This is a genomic window from Streptomyces sp. SID13666 (assembly GCF_010548325.1).
GTDB classification, from domain to species: Bacteria; Actinomycetota; Actinomycetes; order Streptomycetales; family Streptomycetaceae; genus Actinacidiphila; species Actinacidiphila fildesensis.
This window is the reverse complement of the sequence record NZ_JAAGLX010000001.1, coordinates 983666-997239: the sequence shown is the minus strand read 5'-3', so window position 1 is coordinate 997239 and position 13574 is coordinate 983666. Positions and strand designations below refer to the sequence as shown.

The following is a 13574-nucleotide window of genomic DNA, read 5'->3' as shown; positions in this document are numbered from 1 at the left end:
ATGGCCTCCCGGCCGACCAGCAGGGGCACGGTCTGACCACAGAACTCGAACGGCTCCGGCATCGGAAGTGCTCACCTGCTGGCGGCTACAACATCAAGTCTCTACGACCCGATACGGCCCATTAGGCATCGCGCGGTGCCGGCGACCCCAGGAAGCGACGTACTACAGGTTCCAGATAGTCCACGTGCGGGCCACCGAGGGCGTCAAGCTCAGCCGCAGAGCCCACCAACGCGATCCGGTCCAACTCGGGCTCGCGCCCTTGAGCCTGCTCAGAGGCCGTCACAGCCGCGAAGCGCTCACGCAGCATCACCGTCGGCTGACGCGGGGCAAGGTACACCAGCCCCATGCTGTGATGCGCACCGCGGGTGACGGCCAGCAGGTGCAGTTCATCGGACTGGACGTCGAGTCCGGTCTCCTCGAGCAACTCGCGTGCGGCATGGCCCCGCACTGCGGCCTCATCCAGCCCATCCTTCTCGGCGGCGGCTCGACGGAACCGCCCGGAAGCTGCCACCGCCCCGGAGCGGCCGTCAATGACGACATCCGTGCCACCAGAACGTGCCCGTCGTCGGTCGGCTGTACAACGTTCACGAACAACGACGGCAGCCACGAGGTGTTGCCAGGAACCCGGCGCAGGGCGTAGTGCCGGTAGGTCACCCGCGCCCACGAGAGGGTGAGACTGTGCGGACCGTCCCACTCCACTCCCGCGCACACCACGACCGGACCGTCGAAAAGACTCGGGTTGCCCTGGACCGCCTTGTTCCATACGCGGTCCCTGGCCGCGGTCTCCTCCGGCGACAGCCGCGGCGGCTCGGTCTCGGTCAGGCGCAGCTGGCGAACATCGAAGAGGTCAACGCCCGCAGGGGGCAATGTCTCGGTCACCGGCCCATAGGGCTGGGCGTAGTTGGCCTCGTAACCACGCCCACGCGGCGCGGGTTCTACGTGATCTCACCGATGGGTTCAGCAGTCGTGTGACGTCACGATCCGGCGGGAGGCAGAGACCTGCACTTCCGGGTGCCGGGCGAAGCCATGCCACGTCACCCGCGTCAAACTCCTCAGACGTATGGGCTACGGCCGTGCAGACCTCGACCTCCTACGTCAACGGATCCTCCTCAGCCCATGACCCCGCGACAGCTGAATGGGCCTGCAGTCCCGTGCGAGGATTCCGTCATGAACACCCCCACCCTTACCGAGCGCCGATCTCCTTGGGTCGTCTTCACTCACGCTGACGACCGATGGGTGAGCACCCAAATCGCCGAGCTCCATAAGCACGGCGGGCGCGTGTTCCGGTTGGACGGCCGGGAGCTGCGAGAGCCAACGTCGCTGTTTGCTGCCTTCGCCCGGGAGCTGTCCTTTCCTGGCCACTTCGGCCGCAACTGGGACGCCCTGGTGGACTGCCTGCACGACTGGCACGGCCACGGCGGCGACTCGAACGACATCGCCGTCCTGATCGACAACGCCGATGACCTGCTCGGCGTCGAGTTCCTCGGTCTGTTCGTCTCGGTCCTCTGCCAGGCAGGCTGGAATGCGAACCTGCAGCTGGACGCCGATGGCGTCCAGCACGAAAGCTGGCCGCCTTTCACTCTGCACTTCGTCTTCCTCCTCGACGACACCTCGCCAGCTGCTTTCGCCGAGGCCGCGGCTGAAGGCATGGACGTGGGGATGGCCGTACAGGACGGGCGCTTGACTGCGACTCTCACTGGTGAGGACTGGCCCGGTGCTGACCCAGCCGTGGCGAACCCTGTGCTGTCGTCACCAGCGTGACGAGCAGGTGGCGGCAGACACGCTCCATCCCAAGATCCCCGACAGAGCCGAATTACGTGACCGTCCACAGGTCCGGCTCGGGTTGTGGCAGCGGCCAGTCGTGGCGGTTAGGCCGGCACCGCGGCATGCAATGAGGACGTCCTCGGGCATCTGCAGCACGGGGGCGCAGCGAACGAGCGGGGCCGGCGAGATGAGGCCCGTGCCGTCGAGCCAGGTGGCGACGAGGGTCTCGGGCAGGATGACGCCGGCGGTCAGGTCCGCGGGGGTGAGTTTGTGGGTGGCCAGTTGATGGCGCAGGGTTCCGCGTACGGTGTCCGGCTCGGCGAGGTCGTTGGGCCTTGCGGTGATCCGGCCGGCCAGCTGCGGGCCGTGCGGGCTCGCGGGATGCCCAGGTAGGAGGGGACAGGCGCCGCTAGAGCCCGCAGGCATAGGCGGCGCAGTCATCGAGGAGCCTGAGCGTCCAAGTGCGGGCGTGCGGCTCGTTCTGGTCGGCGTGCAGTCTCCAGACCTGGACGTTGCCTTGAAGGCAGAAGTCTCGGTCGACCAGAAATGGTCCGGCTTGCTCGGCCTGGGCCCGGTCATGGCGCGGCCACACGTCCCGGGGGTCGCTGGTCTCGGGTGCGGTTCTTCTGGAGTGAAGGGCTGAGTGGCAGCTCGCCGAGAGTCACGTCTCTGCGTCGAGGGATCTGATTCGACGTGTTTTCCGGGGGCTCAGGTCATTTTGACGTCGACACCTGTCGCTTTGGAGTACCGCTTGGCCCAATCGGCGAAAGCGTCCTTGAACCGATAGTCAGGGCGTCGAGTCGTCGGTTCCTCGCCGCGCTGGCGGAGCTTGGCGATTGCAGCTCGCTCCAGCGCTTGGTCACCGGTGGCGCGTGCCAGGAGAAGTGCTTGCGCGAGTCGGGCGGGCTCGTTGTTGTCCGGGGCGAAGGACCAGAGGTTGCCGCGGCGGACGTGGGTCCGTGCCAGCAGTAGCTGGCCCAGGTCGTGTTGGTCGCGAACGAAGCGGAGGGAGTCAAGTGCGTGCTCGTTGACGGACGCGGCTGCCTCGGCGGACAGGCCGCCGGTCGCGGACCAGGTGTAACAGGCGGGCTGCGGAGCGTTCGTCATTGCCGCCGTTCCTGTTGGTGGGGGGTGCTCGATTTGGGCAGCGGGTGTGCCGAAGGTCTTCGTGCGGTCGTAGAGAGCGACGTCGAAGGTAACGACGCTCCAGCCGTAGGTGGCCTTGGCCTGCACGTCCTTCCAGATCCAGAGGCTGGATTGCAGCGGGCCTTGATCAAATGTGAGATTGCCGCGCTCGACTCGATCGGGCTTCACCCCCAGGAGTTCGACGACCTCGTCCGCCAGCCTGCCGATCGTCCATGGTCTCGACATGAACGCATCCTATGGACCGCAACTGTCGTGGGCTCGCTATTTCGGGTGCAGTTCGCGGTCAGGCGGTGAGGGTGTAGTTGTGCTGGTCGGGGGTGGGATAGAGCCGTTCGTGTTCGCGGGCGAGGTGGTGGCGCCAGTAGGCGTCGAGGACTCCGTTGGAGACGAGCGTGCGTAGTCGCAGGACGGATTCTGCTCCGGGGAGGCCCCAGCGGGCGCCGGTGATGTCGAGGCGGTCACCGATCAGGCGCGTTGGTCCTGCCGGGAGGTGCTCAACCGGGCAGCCCGTGCCACCAGCGGCGCGGGCGAACCGACAGGGGCGCAGGCTCGGCGGGCGGCTTGGAGGGATCAAGGACCAGGGGCGGCGGGGGCAGGGCGGGGACGAGATGGTGAGCGCCCTCGGGCCCGAGGGCCTCGATCAGCTCTGCTCGCCACCGGTTTGCCCACTCGGGGTTCATTGCGTGCAGCAGGGTCGCCCGGCGCTTCCACTTGGCCGCCAGATGCTCCTCCCCGACCAGGTGCTGCTTATTCGCCCAATCGAGGGCGAGGTCTGCGGTTGCATCGTCGAACGCCCAGCACAGCAGTTCGTCGGGATCGCGGGTCGACCGCTGAAAGCAGAGCACTCCCCGCTCGAGGGCGAGGTAGCTCATCACACCGTTCCCACCGGCAATGATGTACGGGCAGGCACCGTCACGGTTGTCGAAGGTTGGCACATACCAGCCCGTCAGTCCGATGGCGGCGCTCAGCCGTGCGATCTCGATCTCCAGGTGCTGCCGCATCAGTGCAGCCTTGTTCCTCGCCATTGTCCTCACCGGGCCGCGCCGCATGGGCTGGGATGGGGCGGAGCGAAGCCGCTCCGGCCCGTCCTCGAGGCGCAGATCGCGATGTCGACCGCGCATGCCGACCATAGCTCATTATCGTCGTTTTGACGATAAGTGCCGCCGCCGGGCTCCTGTCGCTTCCGGACCGACGTGGGCGGGCGGCCGGAACAGGCGCTCAGGAGGGGGCCACCCGCATCCCCTGAGGAGCTGATCCGACCTGCGTCACAAGATCGGCGACAGAGCCCGCAATTCCCCAGGCGGAAGTTCACGTTATTCCCCAGGTGCTGCCGTGAGACGACCTGGAGGACGCCCTGTGTCAGTCCCACCACAGCACGAGAAGAAGGTGCCGTTGGGATGCTTCACGGTAGAACTCGCGCAGGGCATTGAAGTGTCCGAGCAGGTACTTCCTCGGGCCGCCGACGATCCTTTCCGCCCCGTCGCCGATCAAGGAAGCGGCCTCTGTCTCGTCGGCTGGCAGGGTGGCCAGGAGGGCGGGAAAGTCGATCTGCCAGAGCAGTTCCGAGACTCGAGCCACTTGAGTCGCGGAGAGGGCCGTGGGAGCGGGTCCGAACGGGCCAATGGCATGCGGGTGCGAGTTGAGGAAGCCGAGGTCGATTCCGGTATCGCCCTCGGTGGACTGCCGCAGAGCCTTCAGGTGGATGTCATTGAGACCTCCAAGCTCGCAAACCCGTCTGAGCAGAGCCGGTGCCCAGTCCAGGTCCAGGATGCCCGCCGGGGGCGGATTCCAGTGAGGATCTCCATCCGGTGATTCGACCGCTGACTGGCGGCAGGTGGCGAGATACTCCGCTGAGATGCGGGCAAGTTGTTGAGTGACGGCCATGGCTGCAGTATCCCGACGGCGTCCACCGGTTTTTCCTACGTGGTTTTGTCGGTGGGGTTCTTCGGGCGCTTGTTGGGGCGGTAGCTGGGGCCGTTCATGATGACCTGGTGGCTGGTGTTGATCAGCCGGTCCAGGAGCGACTCGGCAACGACGGGATCGGGGAAGAGGGGATACCAGTCGCTGGGTGCCCGGTTGCTGGTGATGATCAGTGACCGGCCCTGCCCTTCGCTGACCAGTTCGTAGAGGTCATCGGCCTGGGACGCTCCGAGCTGGCGCATGGCGAAGTCGTCGAGGATGAGCACGTCGGGCCGTACCAGTTTTCGGATCCGCTTGTCCCAGGTGCGGTCCGCGTGGCCGCCGGCGAGGTCCGCGAGGATCCGGCTGGTCTTGGCGAACCGGACGTAGGCGCCCTGGCGAACCGCGAGATGGCCGAGGGCCCGGGCGACGTGTGTCTTACCGACCCCTTGATAACGCCGGGCACAGGGAAAAGTCACTTCACCGAGGGACTCGCCCAGGCCGCGATCGAAAACGACCTGCGGGTGTCCTGGTTCACCCTGGAGACGCTGAGCGCCGCGATCGGGAAGTCGAAAGTCGACGGTTCCACCGCCCGGACCGTCGCCCGGATCTGCCGCGCGGACCTGATCGTGATCGATGACATCGGCCTGCTACCGGTTGGTGAGGACGCCGCCGAGGCGTTCTACCGGATCATCGATGCCGCCTACGAGCGTCGTTCCATCGCGGTGACCAGCAACATTCACCCCTCCGGCTTCGACACGATCATGCCGAAAACGCTCGCGGGAGCAAGCACCGACCGCCTCATGCACCACGCTCACCTCGTGACCACCACCGGCGACTCACACCGCCTCGCCGAAGCCCTCGCCGGCAAGGGAGTGGTCCCCTTGAACTGACCCCACCCCAGGAACACCAATGGCCACACGCCTGGGTTTCTGATGGCCACAAGCCTGGACACCCAACGGCCACCCACTTGGGCATCTCAATGACCGTTGACAGACATTCACACCCGGCTATCTGAAGCGTTGCCAAGCCGTGCGGAAGCGTGGCAATTCGTCGCCGACTTCGCGGCTTACCGGCAGCAGCCGCTCCAGCCGGGGGACGGTTGGAGCGTGGCGGAGGGTACGCACCGGACGAGATCCGCAGCGCCCGCGCCGCAGGGGTCTGGCCGCCGAGCCGGCCATGGCCTCCCGCAGCAACTCCCGGACTGGACGGTCCGGTGCCCTTCGTGGGGCTGGCCCAGTTCTTCCGCCGTGACATCCCGGGCCTTGCCTGCGGACCCGACGACGCGGACCTGGTGCAGCTCTTCCGCTGCCCCTTCACCCACGGCCCGTACCTGGAGCGCCGCTACCACCTGCGGTGGCGACGAGCTGGGCAAACCGAGCAAGCGGAACGCTTCCTCGCTGATCCGCCCCACGTGCCCCTGCTTCGATGGGAGCACGAACTCCCCCAGCCCTGTGTCCTGCACCCGGAAGAGGTGGACACCTATCCCTGGGCGGAGGATGACACGCTGCCCGCCTCGCTGATCGCGCGCATCGACGCGTGGGACGACGCCCAGGTAGCGGAACACGGCCCCGACGCCCCCAACTACCAGTACGACCTGTCGATCCCTCCCGGCTGGCGCGTCGGCGGCTACCCCAGCTGGGCGTCAACGGGTCCGATGGCCATCGACTGCGCGTCCTGCGCGACCCCCATGCAGCTGCTGCTCACGGCCGAGGGCTACGAGTTGGACGCCGGCTCGCACAGCTGGGTGCCACTGGAGGACCGAGACCCGACCCGGAGCGGGAAGGCATCGATCCGGGGCGGCCAATCCGTTGCCCAACCCACTCGGCTCCGCTTCGGCCGGGACCGGGACCTGCACGTTTTCACCTGCCTGGCCGACCCCGGACACCCGCCCCATTGGGTGCTCGCCTAGCTAGAGCCTGTCTCTTGGAAGTGCGGTGCGCAGGGTGCTGCATGCCGGATCGAAATCTTGTGGCAGCAGCGTTCGCCCCGCAGCGGCTGATCGAGCGGGTCGTGGGCCTCGACGAGGCGGCAGCGCTGCCGCCTGGCTTCGACCGGGCCTCCCCCGCCGGGATGACGACGATCGATCCGCTCCACGGCTGAATCCACGGCGGACGCGGCCGGGGTGGCGGGCGTGGCGTCGGGACTTGTACGGGTTGTCGGGTGATGATGGCGCCGTGCGACTTGATCACGTGTCCTACGCGGTGGCCCGCGACAGCTTCGTCTCGACCGTCCAGCGGATCGGATCGGCCCTCGGCGCCGGGTTCGTCGACGGCGGCGTGCACCCGCGATTCGGCACCCGCAATTTTATTCTCCCGCTGAGCGGCGGCACCTACGTCGAGGTCGTCACCACACTCGACCACCCCGCCGCCGACCGCGCACCCTTCGGCCAGGCGGTCGCGCGCCGCGCCGCCGAGGGCGGCGGTTGGCTCGGTTGGGTGGTCTCCGTGGACGACATCGCCCCGGTCGAGACCCGCCTCGGCCGCACCTCGGCCGAGGGCCACCGCGTCCGCCCCGACGGGTTCGACCTGAGGTGGAAGCAGATCGGCCTGCTGGAACTGCTGGAGGACCCGCAACTGCCCTACTTCCTTCAGTGGTCGGTCCCCATCGAGGAGCGCCCGAGCGCCGACCCGCGCACCTCCACCACTATCCACGGGGTCTCCATCGCCGGCGACGCCGCCTCCATCGCCGAATTCCTCGGCGAACCAGCCGACCACCCCCTCGACCAGATCGACGTCACCTGGGTCGAGGATGAGGAACCGGGCCTGGTCTCGGTCGAGTTCGCCACCGCCCACGGCCCGGTCACGATCTGACCAGAGCCCGACTGCTCCGCGGGAGCAGCCGGTTGGGACCTCCTGGCTGGCGCGTGTCGATTTGGTGGATTGGTCAGTTGATCGGATGTGTCTGCCCGATCAGTGATCACTGATGCGATGTGGAGCCGGATCGAGCCGCTGATACCGGCTGATCCGGTCTGTGGACGGCGGAGGGCCGATCACCGCCGAACGCTCGAGACCATCGCGTGGCAGTACCGCGCCAACTCGCCCTGCCGGGACCTGCCCGACGCGCGGAGCAGGTCACGGCGGACACGCCGGTCCCGCCAAATGGCACGCGAGCGTGAAGACCAGCAGCCGACCACCACCGGCTGAGCACCTGGAAGTCGGGACATCAGCTGGTCTGCCCGCTACAGCCGTTGGGGCAGCTCTCGGCGAGGACGTCATCAGGTGTAGCGCGGAAGAAGTAGAGGCAGCGCTGGCACATCCTCACGGGGTCATTCTTGTAGCCGTAGTCGCACTTGGGGTTGCTGCAGGTCTTCTCGCCGCAACAAGCGGCGCGGGTACGGGCGTCGTCGACGGCTTGCGCGGCTTGGCGGTAGCTCCCGGCGTTGTAGGCCATAAACTGACGGATGGCGGTCTTACGCGAATGATCGGCAGGTGCTGGGTCTCCACGGGCGCGAAGAGGTATCAAGCGCGGTGCGAGGCACCTTGAATCTCGGAGCCGTCGTCGAGGCCAGTGCGGTGGACCGAAGTTGACGAGGAGCCTTGGCCCAAGGCCGGGTAGTTAGCGTTTTCGCAGGTCACGCAAGCCAGTTGAAGGATTTCCGACGCAGAGAGGAAGCTCGTTGGTACGGGCAGTCGTCCAAGACAGCTTGTACTTGAGGAGCAGCGTTGCCGTTTCATCATGTCCTGCCGGCCCCGGTGATGGCCATCACCCGTACGGTCACAGTGGCCGCGGGACGGTTCGCGCCCGGGCATCTGGGCGAGCTGACGGCCGTCGTGCCGTTCGAGCTGGTCGACGCGGTCCTGGCGGACCCGCTCGGTGCAGAGACGACTGCGTGATCTTCCTTCGCGGGTCGGGATCTACTTCCTGCTCGCGATGTGTCTGTTCCCTGAAGTCGGCTACCGGCTGGTCTGGGACAAGCTGACGGCCGCGCTGGCCGGATGCCGGTGGCCTCCCCGACGCCGAAGGCCCTGCGTGATCTGCGCCGACGACTGGGCAGTGCGCCGGTGCGGGCGTTATTCGAGGTTCTCGCGGGGCCTCTGGCCCGGCCGACGACACCCGGTGTGCGGTTCGGGCCGTACCGGACTGTGTCATTCGACGGCTGCAGCTCCCAGAAGGTCCCCGACTCCGGGCGCAACAGGGCCTGGCTGGGGCGAACCTCCCATCGCGGCTATCCCGCACTGGAGTTGACGACGCTGGTCGAGACCGGCACACGGGCCTTGCTCGGCGCGGCGTTCGGGCCCACCGCCGAGGGCGAGACCAGCTAAGCCTCGCACCTGCTGCATCTGCTGCGGCCGGACATGCTCGTCCTGTGGGACAAGGGCTTCGACGGCAACGACTTCCTCGCCTCCGCCACCGCGACCCGCGCCCAGTTCCTGGGTCGACTCCGCAGCAACCGGCGTACCCCCGTTCTCACACGTCTCGCTGACGGCTCATACCTGTCGGTGATCGCCACCGAGAAGGTACGTGTGATCAACGCGAAAATCACGGTGACCTGCGCGGACGGCACCGTCTTCACCGGCTCCTACCGGCTCGTCACCACCTTGACCGACGCCGGCCGCTACCCAGCGGCCGCGCTGGTGGGCCTCTACCACCAGCGGTGGGAACACGAATCTGCGTACTACGCACTCCGCCACACGATCATGAACGGGTGTGTCCTGCGCTCGGGCGACCCGGCCGGCGTCGAACAGGAGGTGTGGGCCCTGCTCACCCTCTACCAGGCCCTGCGCACCATGATGGTCGAGGCCGCCGAGTCGCTGCCCGGCACCGATCCGGACCGCTGCTGTTTCACCATCGCCTTCCAGACCGCCCGCGACCAGGTCGTCCAGGCCGCCGCCGTCATCACCGACCCCGCCGATGTCGGTCGCGTCGGGCGGATCGGGCACCGGATCCTGGCCCGTCTCCTGCCGCCCCGGCGGCAGCGCGTCAGTACCCGCAAAGTCAAGTCACCGATGTCCCGTTACCGCACCCGCCATGACGACGGCAGGCCCGACACCAGCCGCACCATCACCGCTCTCGACATCAGCGTCCTCGAACCTCGCGAACCGCACCCTCAACTCCCGGCCATCTCCCGCGACGACCGGAACACCGTCCTCGCCGACCGCCGCCGTCACCGGATCCTTGGCCCGCTCGAGGAAGACCCCACCCGATGTCCTTGCGTACCCGATTCTGACCCGGCCACTCGCTGCGCTGCGCGGGCACCGCGGCGGGCGCGGTGCCCTGCTTCCACGGTCCGCCCGGGCCTCGGTCGGCGGGGATGAGGATGTCGAGGTGCTCGCGCAGCGCGGGTACGAGGACGAAGCGGGGGGTGTGGTACTTCGTGGCGGTCTTCCCGCCGCGTATTCGGCAGGCGCTGCCGGCGGGTACGCCGCTCGTCGGGCAGTCGTTGCGTTCTACCGCGATTGCGGCTTGATTGGGCGTCAGGTCCACACGGTCAGTCTCGCAGAAAGACCCTCGCACAACTCCCAGGTTTCGACAGGACTTCTGCGAACGGCGACCTGTGGAAACGTGATCGCCTCCGGGGCTCTCGCAGAACTCGCACAGATGGTCGTTTGTGAGAACCTGCACGCTCCCAGTCCAGCGCCCGGGCCAGCGGAGCAAACGTCAGCGCCACCTGCGGCCGCCGGCTGACGGCGTGAGCTGATGACCCCGCACCGGCCATCCGAGTGGCCTCCACGGTGATCACTGGCGACCGAAAAAGCCGACCGGCCAGTATGGGGCATATGAGTCAATTCATGAACAGGCGTACCACTCTTGCCGCATTGGCTGCCGGTGTGGCCGCCGTCGGCCTGCCCGCCGTCGCTCCGGCCCAGGCGAAGGACGGCCCCAACCTTGCCGGGGCCCCCGAGCCGGTCTGGGCGGTACCGGGTGATCAGGCGGCGGGGGGCGATCCCGAAGCCGACGCCGTCATCGCTCAGCTGGTGCGCGACGGCCAGATGGTGGTGGCCAATCAGGTCTTCCACACCTGGACCCGCAACGATCAGCCGGTGCCGGATGCGGCACCGGTAGTGCTGCGCGACTTCCTGCAACGGAATGCGGCGTTGACCGCCGAGGAACGCGCGACCGTCGAGCGGCTGGCGCACGGCGACACGATCAAGCTCATCCAGTCCAACATGGAAGTCTTCTCGATGGCCGAGGCGTTCGGTGGCCTGTTCGCCGCGCTGGCCGACCCCCTGCTGGCCAAGTCGGTATGGTCCGCGCAGTTCGACCTCGTGATGGACATCGGCCGACGCTTCTCCCGCACGATGAACACCATGTGGGACATGCTGGACCAAAACGGCTGGGGTCCGTCGGGCAATGCACTGATCACCTTGGTCAAGCTGCGCCTGGTGCACGCCGCGGCCCGCCGCATGGCCCTGGTTTATGGGTGGGACCGTACCCAGAACGGCATGCCGATCAGCCAGCGCCTGCAAGTCGAGGAACTCATGTATGTGGGTGCCTACAACGTCCAGTTGGCGGCCAAGTACGGCATCCGCCCCACCGCGCGGCAAGCCGATGAGCTGATGGCCACGATGCGGATCGGGGGCCGGCTGCTGGGCATCGACGACACGTACAACCCGCGGACCATGGAACAGGCCAACCTGGTCCTCGCTGATGCCGCAGCCCATCACCGGGCCTCGTCGGATGAGGGCATCAAGCTGGCGGCCAACATGCTGGACTGGATGGACCGGAAGATCTTCCCTGGCGCCGGCGCCATCGGAGCATCCATGGTCCGGATGGCGGACGCGCATGTCGCCGACGTGCTGAAGATCCCCGTCAACCCGCCCCTCGACGCCGCCATCGCCACGCTCAGCCCCTACCTGTACCGGCCTGCGTACGAGGTCCAGCGCAAGTTCCCGCTCCTCGCCGAGACCCACTCGCAGATGTTCAAGGTCGCATCGAAGATCGTCGCCTGGTACGCCGTCGACTTCCGCGACTACGACCTTCAAATGCCCACCGGCTGACCAAACACCCTGGTGGTCCCTGGAGAATCCCTGATCGGCGGGCCCTTATGCAGGCACAGCGCGGTACTGCCCCGCTGCTGGCTCGTTGGTCACCGGACCACACCAAGAGGCAGGAGACAGCCGTCATGGCCATCAAGATCACTGAGGAATGCATCAACTGCGGTGCCTGCGAGCCCGAGTGCCCGAACAAGGCGATCCAGGCGCATAACGAGACCTACGTGATCAACCCCAATGCCTGCTCGGAGTGCGTGGGCTTCTTCGACCATCTCGCGTGCCAGGCCGTATGCCCGGTGGAGGTCTGCGTGACAGATCCGGACAGGGTGGAGACCGAGGACGTCCTGATCAACCGGTCCTTGAGCCTCCACCCCGACGACGACGAGCTCCGGCGCAAGGTAGCCGCCAACGACTACCCCAGCCACTTCCGGAAGTGAATCTTCGCCGCTCTGCAGGTCAGGAACTCGCGCCGATCCGGCGGGCGTGACGCTGACGTACGAGAGCATCCTGCATACGCACCACAGCGGCGCGGTCGGGTACGTGATAGGTGCGCGCGTCGCGCTCGTAGTTGTCAAGGAGTTGCTGTCCGACCAGTACCTTCTTGTCCAGGTCCCTACCGCAGGCATTGAAAAGCTCGCGGTAGCGGGCCTGGTATTCCGGGCGGCCTGCCTTGTGGTTGGATGCTGCGGCTGCGGGTTGTCCGTGACCTGCGAGGCATGACGCGGCGAGGCCGCCGAGTGCGACCCGGAGCGCCTGGCGGCGCGTCGATTCAAATGTCATGCACGGAAAGTAGCAGATTGATTACATGAGGCTAGGGTGCCTAGAGTCGAGCACCGTGGAGAGTGAGCCCCCTGCCGACCAGCCCTCCTACAGACGAGAAGTGAACCGCCCGTCGGGCAGTTTGCGCAGCCAGTCCCGATCGACCAGTCGGACCAGCTTCCCGCGAAGCGGTTCCAACTTGCTCCCCACGCTGACGTCCACCCCCAGCATCTCACCGACCTGCCTGGCCATGACCGGTCCAGCAGCTTGCCGCACAGCGGCGAGAATGCGCTGATAGTCCGACGGGAGAGCGGCCTCCTCCACGCCTGACGTGCGGTGAGGGATCAGCATCACCGCCCGGCCGCCCACCTTCCCGGGCACCGGCGCGGCCGAATCACGCTCATCGGTGAGTCGCCCACTCACCCGCTCAAAGGCTCTCTCAGCGACGGCGAGTTCGTCGCGCTCGGCCCGCACCTCCGCCAACCGCTTGGCCAGCTGTTCTTCCAGTTCCGCACGCCGCGCGGTGATCCGTTCCAGCAGCTCAGGATCCATGCACCGGATGGTAGGGGGCCACCTGCCCGCTGCAAGAAGGAATCGGCGAATCGGCCGTGCTGACGGAGGATCTACTCAGCAGACTGTCGCCCACAACCAGCGTGAGTACCCAGAGCATCGGCCACACCAGCCCTTTGACCTGCGACTTCAAGTTGGCGGAGGCTCACCGTTCGGCGCAACTGCCAGACGACATCGTGTCGTGCATCTGGGGAGCTCGTTGACCACTGAGGTTCCCCCGATTGACAGGAGAATGCACCGTGAAGATGTCCCGTTTCGTTGCCGTCGCTGCGTTGGCCTGCGCCGTGACCCTGACCGGACAACATGCCTACGCTGCTCACGGCGACAGGGATGGAAATCCTTCCGACCTGATCCTTACCGACCTGACGACGGCAGGCGATCTGGAGGCGTACGTCGACAAGCTGGACGTCATTGCCGACATCGGCGAGGGCGACTAACCTGCGTCAGTTTCGACCGAGGCTCTGGAGCTGCCAGGGCCTCAGTACCGATCTCATCGTCGAG

Annotated in this window: 15 protein-coding genes and 3 pseudogenes; 10 read left to right on the top strand and 8 right to left on the bottom strand. The window is 66.9% G+C overall.

The features are described 5' to 3' along the window. Positions 1–121 precede the first annotated feature (121 nt). Positions 122–607: a hypothetical protein gene (locus tag G3I60_RS04865; protein ID WP_343240732.1), complete on the bottom strand. Its 486-nt coding sequence runs from the start codon at positions 605–607 to the stop codon at positions 122–124. A gap of 560 nt (positions 608–1167) precedes the next feature. Here G3I60_RS04865 and G3I60_RS04860 point away from each other — a divergent pair. After that, positions 1168–1761, top strand: coding sequence for a barstar family protein (locus G3I60_RS04860; protein WP_164292089.1), 594 nt, complete (start codon positions 1168–1170; stop codon positions 1759–1761). 711 nt (positions 1762–2472) lie between these two features. Here G3I60_RS04860 and G3I60_RS04855 read toward each other — a convergent pair. The 5 genes and pseudogenes from G3I60_RS04855 to G3I60_RS04840 all read right to left on the bottom strand — a co-directional run bounded on the left by G3I60_RS04855 (position 2473) and on the right by G3I60_RS04840 (position 5288). Continuing rightward, on the bottom strand, positions 2473–3135 hold the full coding sequence (locus G3I60_RS04855; RefSeq protein WP_164292090.1) for a hypothetical protein: 663 nt from the start codon (positions 3133–3135) through the stop codon (positions 2473–2475). A gap of 58 nt (positions 3136–3193) precedes the next feature. After that, positions 3194–3379 (bottom strand): annotated as a pseudogene (locus G3I60_RS45115) (ISKra4 family transposase); the annotation flags it as partial. A 25-nt stretch (positions 3380–3404) separates the two neighbouring features. Beyond that, positions 3405–3911, bottom strand: a complete 507-nt coding sequence (locus tag G3I60_RS04850) for an Imm63 family immunity protein (RefSeq protein ID WP_203671992.1) — start codon at positions 3909–3911, stop codon at positions 3405–3407. A 358-nt stretch (positions 3912–4269) separates the two neighbouring features. Further along, positions 4270–4794 (bottom strand): DUF1877 family protein, encoded by a 525-nt coding sequence (locus tag G3I60_RS04845; protein WP_164292092.1) that lies wholly within the window; start codon positions 4792–4794, stop codon positions 4270–4272. Positions 4795–4829: 35 nt separating this feature from the next. Next, positions 4830–5288: an ATP-binding protein gene (locus G3I60_RS04840; RefSeq protein WP_343240733.1), complete on the bottom strand. Its 459-nt coding sequence runs from the start codon at positions 5286–5288 to the stop codon at positions 4830–4832. On the opposite strand from G3I60_RS04840, the gene G3I60_RS04835 reads away from it, so the two are divergent. From G3I60_RS04835 to G3I60_RS04795, 8 genes and pseudogenes are all read left to right on the top strand, one after another. After that, positions 5205–5702 (top strand): ATP-binding protein, encoded by a 498-nt coding sequence (locus G3I60_RS04835; protein ID WP_275405858.1) that lies wholly within the window; start codon positions 5205–5207, stop codon positions 5700–5702. The genes G3I60_RS04840 and G3I60_RS04835 overlap by 84 nt on opposite strands. Positions 5703–6025: 323 nt before the next feature. After that, positions 6026–6721, top strand: a complete 696-nt coding sequence (locus tag G3I60_RS04830; RefSeq protein WP_239069473.1) for a hypothetical protein — start codon at positions 6026–6028, stop codon at positions 6719–6721. A gap of 41 nt (positions 6722–6762) precedes the next feature. Beyond that, positions 6763–6912, top strand: coding sequence for a hypothetical protein (locus G3I60_RS44475; RefSeq protein WP_164292077.1), 150 nt, complete (start codon positions 6763–6765; stop codon positions 6910–6912). A 74-nt stretch (positions 6913–6986) separates the two neighbouring features. Continuing rightward, positions 6987–7622: a VOC family protein gene (locus G3I60_RS04825; RefSeq protein WP_138357042.1), complete on the top strand. Its 636-nt coding sequence runs from the start codon at positions 6987–6989 to the stop codon at positions 7620–7622. A gap of 87 nt (positions 7623–7709) precedes the next feature. Further along, positions 7710–7942, top strand: a pseudogene (locus G3I60_RS04820) (transposase); the annotation flags it as partial. A 565-nt stretch (positions 7943–8507) separates the two neighbouring features. Beyond that, positions 8508–9770: pseudogene (locus G3I60_RS46700) on the top strand (IS4 family transposase); the annotation flags it as partial. Between the two features lie 810 nt (positions 9771–10580). Then, the gene (locus G3I60_RS04800) at positions 10581–11750 is read left to right on the top strand and encodes an oxygenase MpaB family protein (RefSeq protein ID WP_164292098.1); all 1170 of its coding nucleotides are present in this window, start codon (positions 10581–10583) and stop codon (positions 11748–11750) included. Positions 11751–11875: 125 nt separating this feature from the next. Then, positions 11876–12181, top strand: a complete 306-nt coding sequence (locus tag G3I60_RS04795) for a YfhL family 4Fe-4S dicluster ferredoxin (RefSeq protein ID WP_164292099.1) — start codon at positions 11876–11878, stop codon at positions 12179–12181. A 19-nt stretch (positions 12182–12200) separates the two neighbouring features. Here G3I60_RS04795 and G3I60_RS04790 read toward each other — a convergent pair whose 3' ends face one another. Continuing rightward, complete coding sequence (locus G3I60_RS04790) at positions 12201–12524, bottom strand: hypothetical protein (RefSeq protein WP_164292100.1); 324 nt, start codon at positions 12522–12524, stop codon at positions 12201–12203. A gap of 87 nt (positions 12525–12611) precedes the next feature. Continuing rightward, entirely contained in the window at positions 12612–13055 is a 444-nt protein-coding gene (locus G3I60_RS44470) for a hypothetical protein (protein ID WP_203671986.1), read from the bottom strand. A gap of 257 nt (positions 13056–13312) precedes the next feature. On the opposite strand from G3I60_RS44470, the gene G3I60_RS04780 reads away from it, so the two are divergent. Then, on the top strand, positions 13313–13510 hold the full coding sequence (locus tag G3I60_RS04780; protein ID WP_164292101.1) for a hypothetical protein: 198 nt from the start codon (positions 13313–13315) through the stop codon (positions 13508–13510). The last annotated feature ends 64 nt before the right edge of the window (positions 13511–13574 follow it).

Coding starts and splice junctions, on each gene's coding strand:
- G3I60_RS04790 (WP_164292100.1), bottom strand. CDS start 12,524: ATGACATTTGAATCGACGCGCCGCCAGGCGCTCCGGGTCGCACTCGGC.
- G3I60_RS04845 (WP_164292092.1), bottom strand. CDS start 4,794: ATGGCCGTCACTCAACAACTTGCCCGCATCTCAGCGGAGTATCTCGCC.
- G3I60_RS44475 (WP_164292077.1), top strand. CDS start 6,763: ATGCCGGATCGAAATCTTGTGGCAGCAGCGTTCGCCCCGCAGCGGCTG.
- G3I60_RS44470 (WP_203671986.1), bottom strand. CDS start 13,055: ATGGATCCTGAGCTGCTGGAACGGATCACCGCGCGGCGTGCGGAACTG.
- G3I60_RS04795 (WP_164292099.1), top strand. CDS start 11,876: ATGGCCATCAAGATCACTGAGGAATGCATCAACTGCGGTGCCTGCGAG.
- G3I60_RS04860 (WP_164292089.1), top strand. CDS start 1,168: ATGAACACCCCCACCCTTACCGAGCGCCGATCTCCTTGGGTCGTCTTC.
- G3I60_RS04850 (WP_203671992.1), bottom strand. CDS start 3,911: ATGCGGCAGCACCTGGAGATCGAGATCGCACGGCTGAGCGCCGCCATC.
- G3I60_RS04855 (WP_164292090.1), bottom strand. CDS start 3,135: ATGTCGAGACCATGGACGATCGGCAGGCTGGCGGACGAGGTCGTCGAA.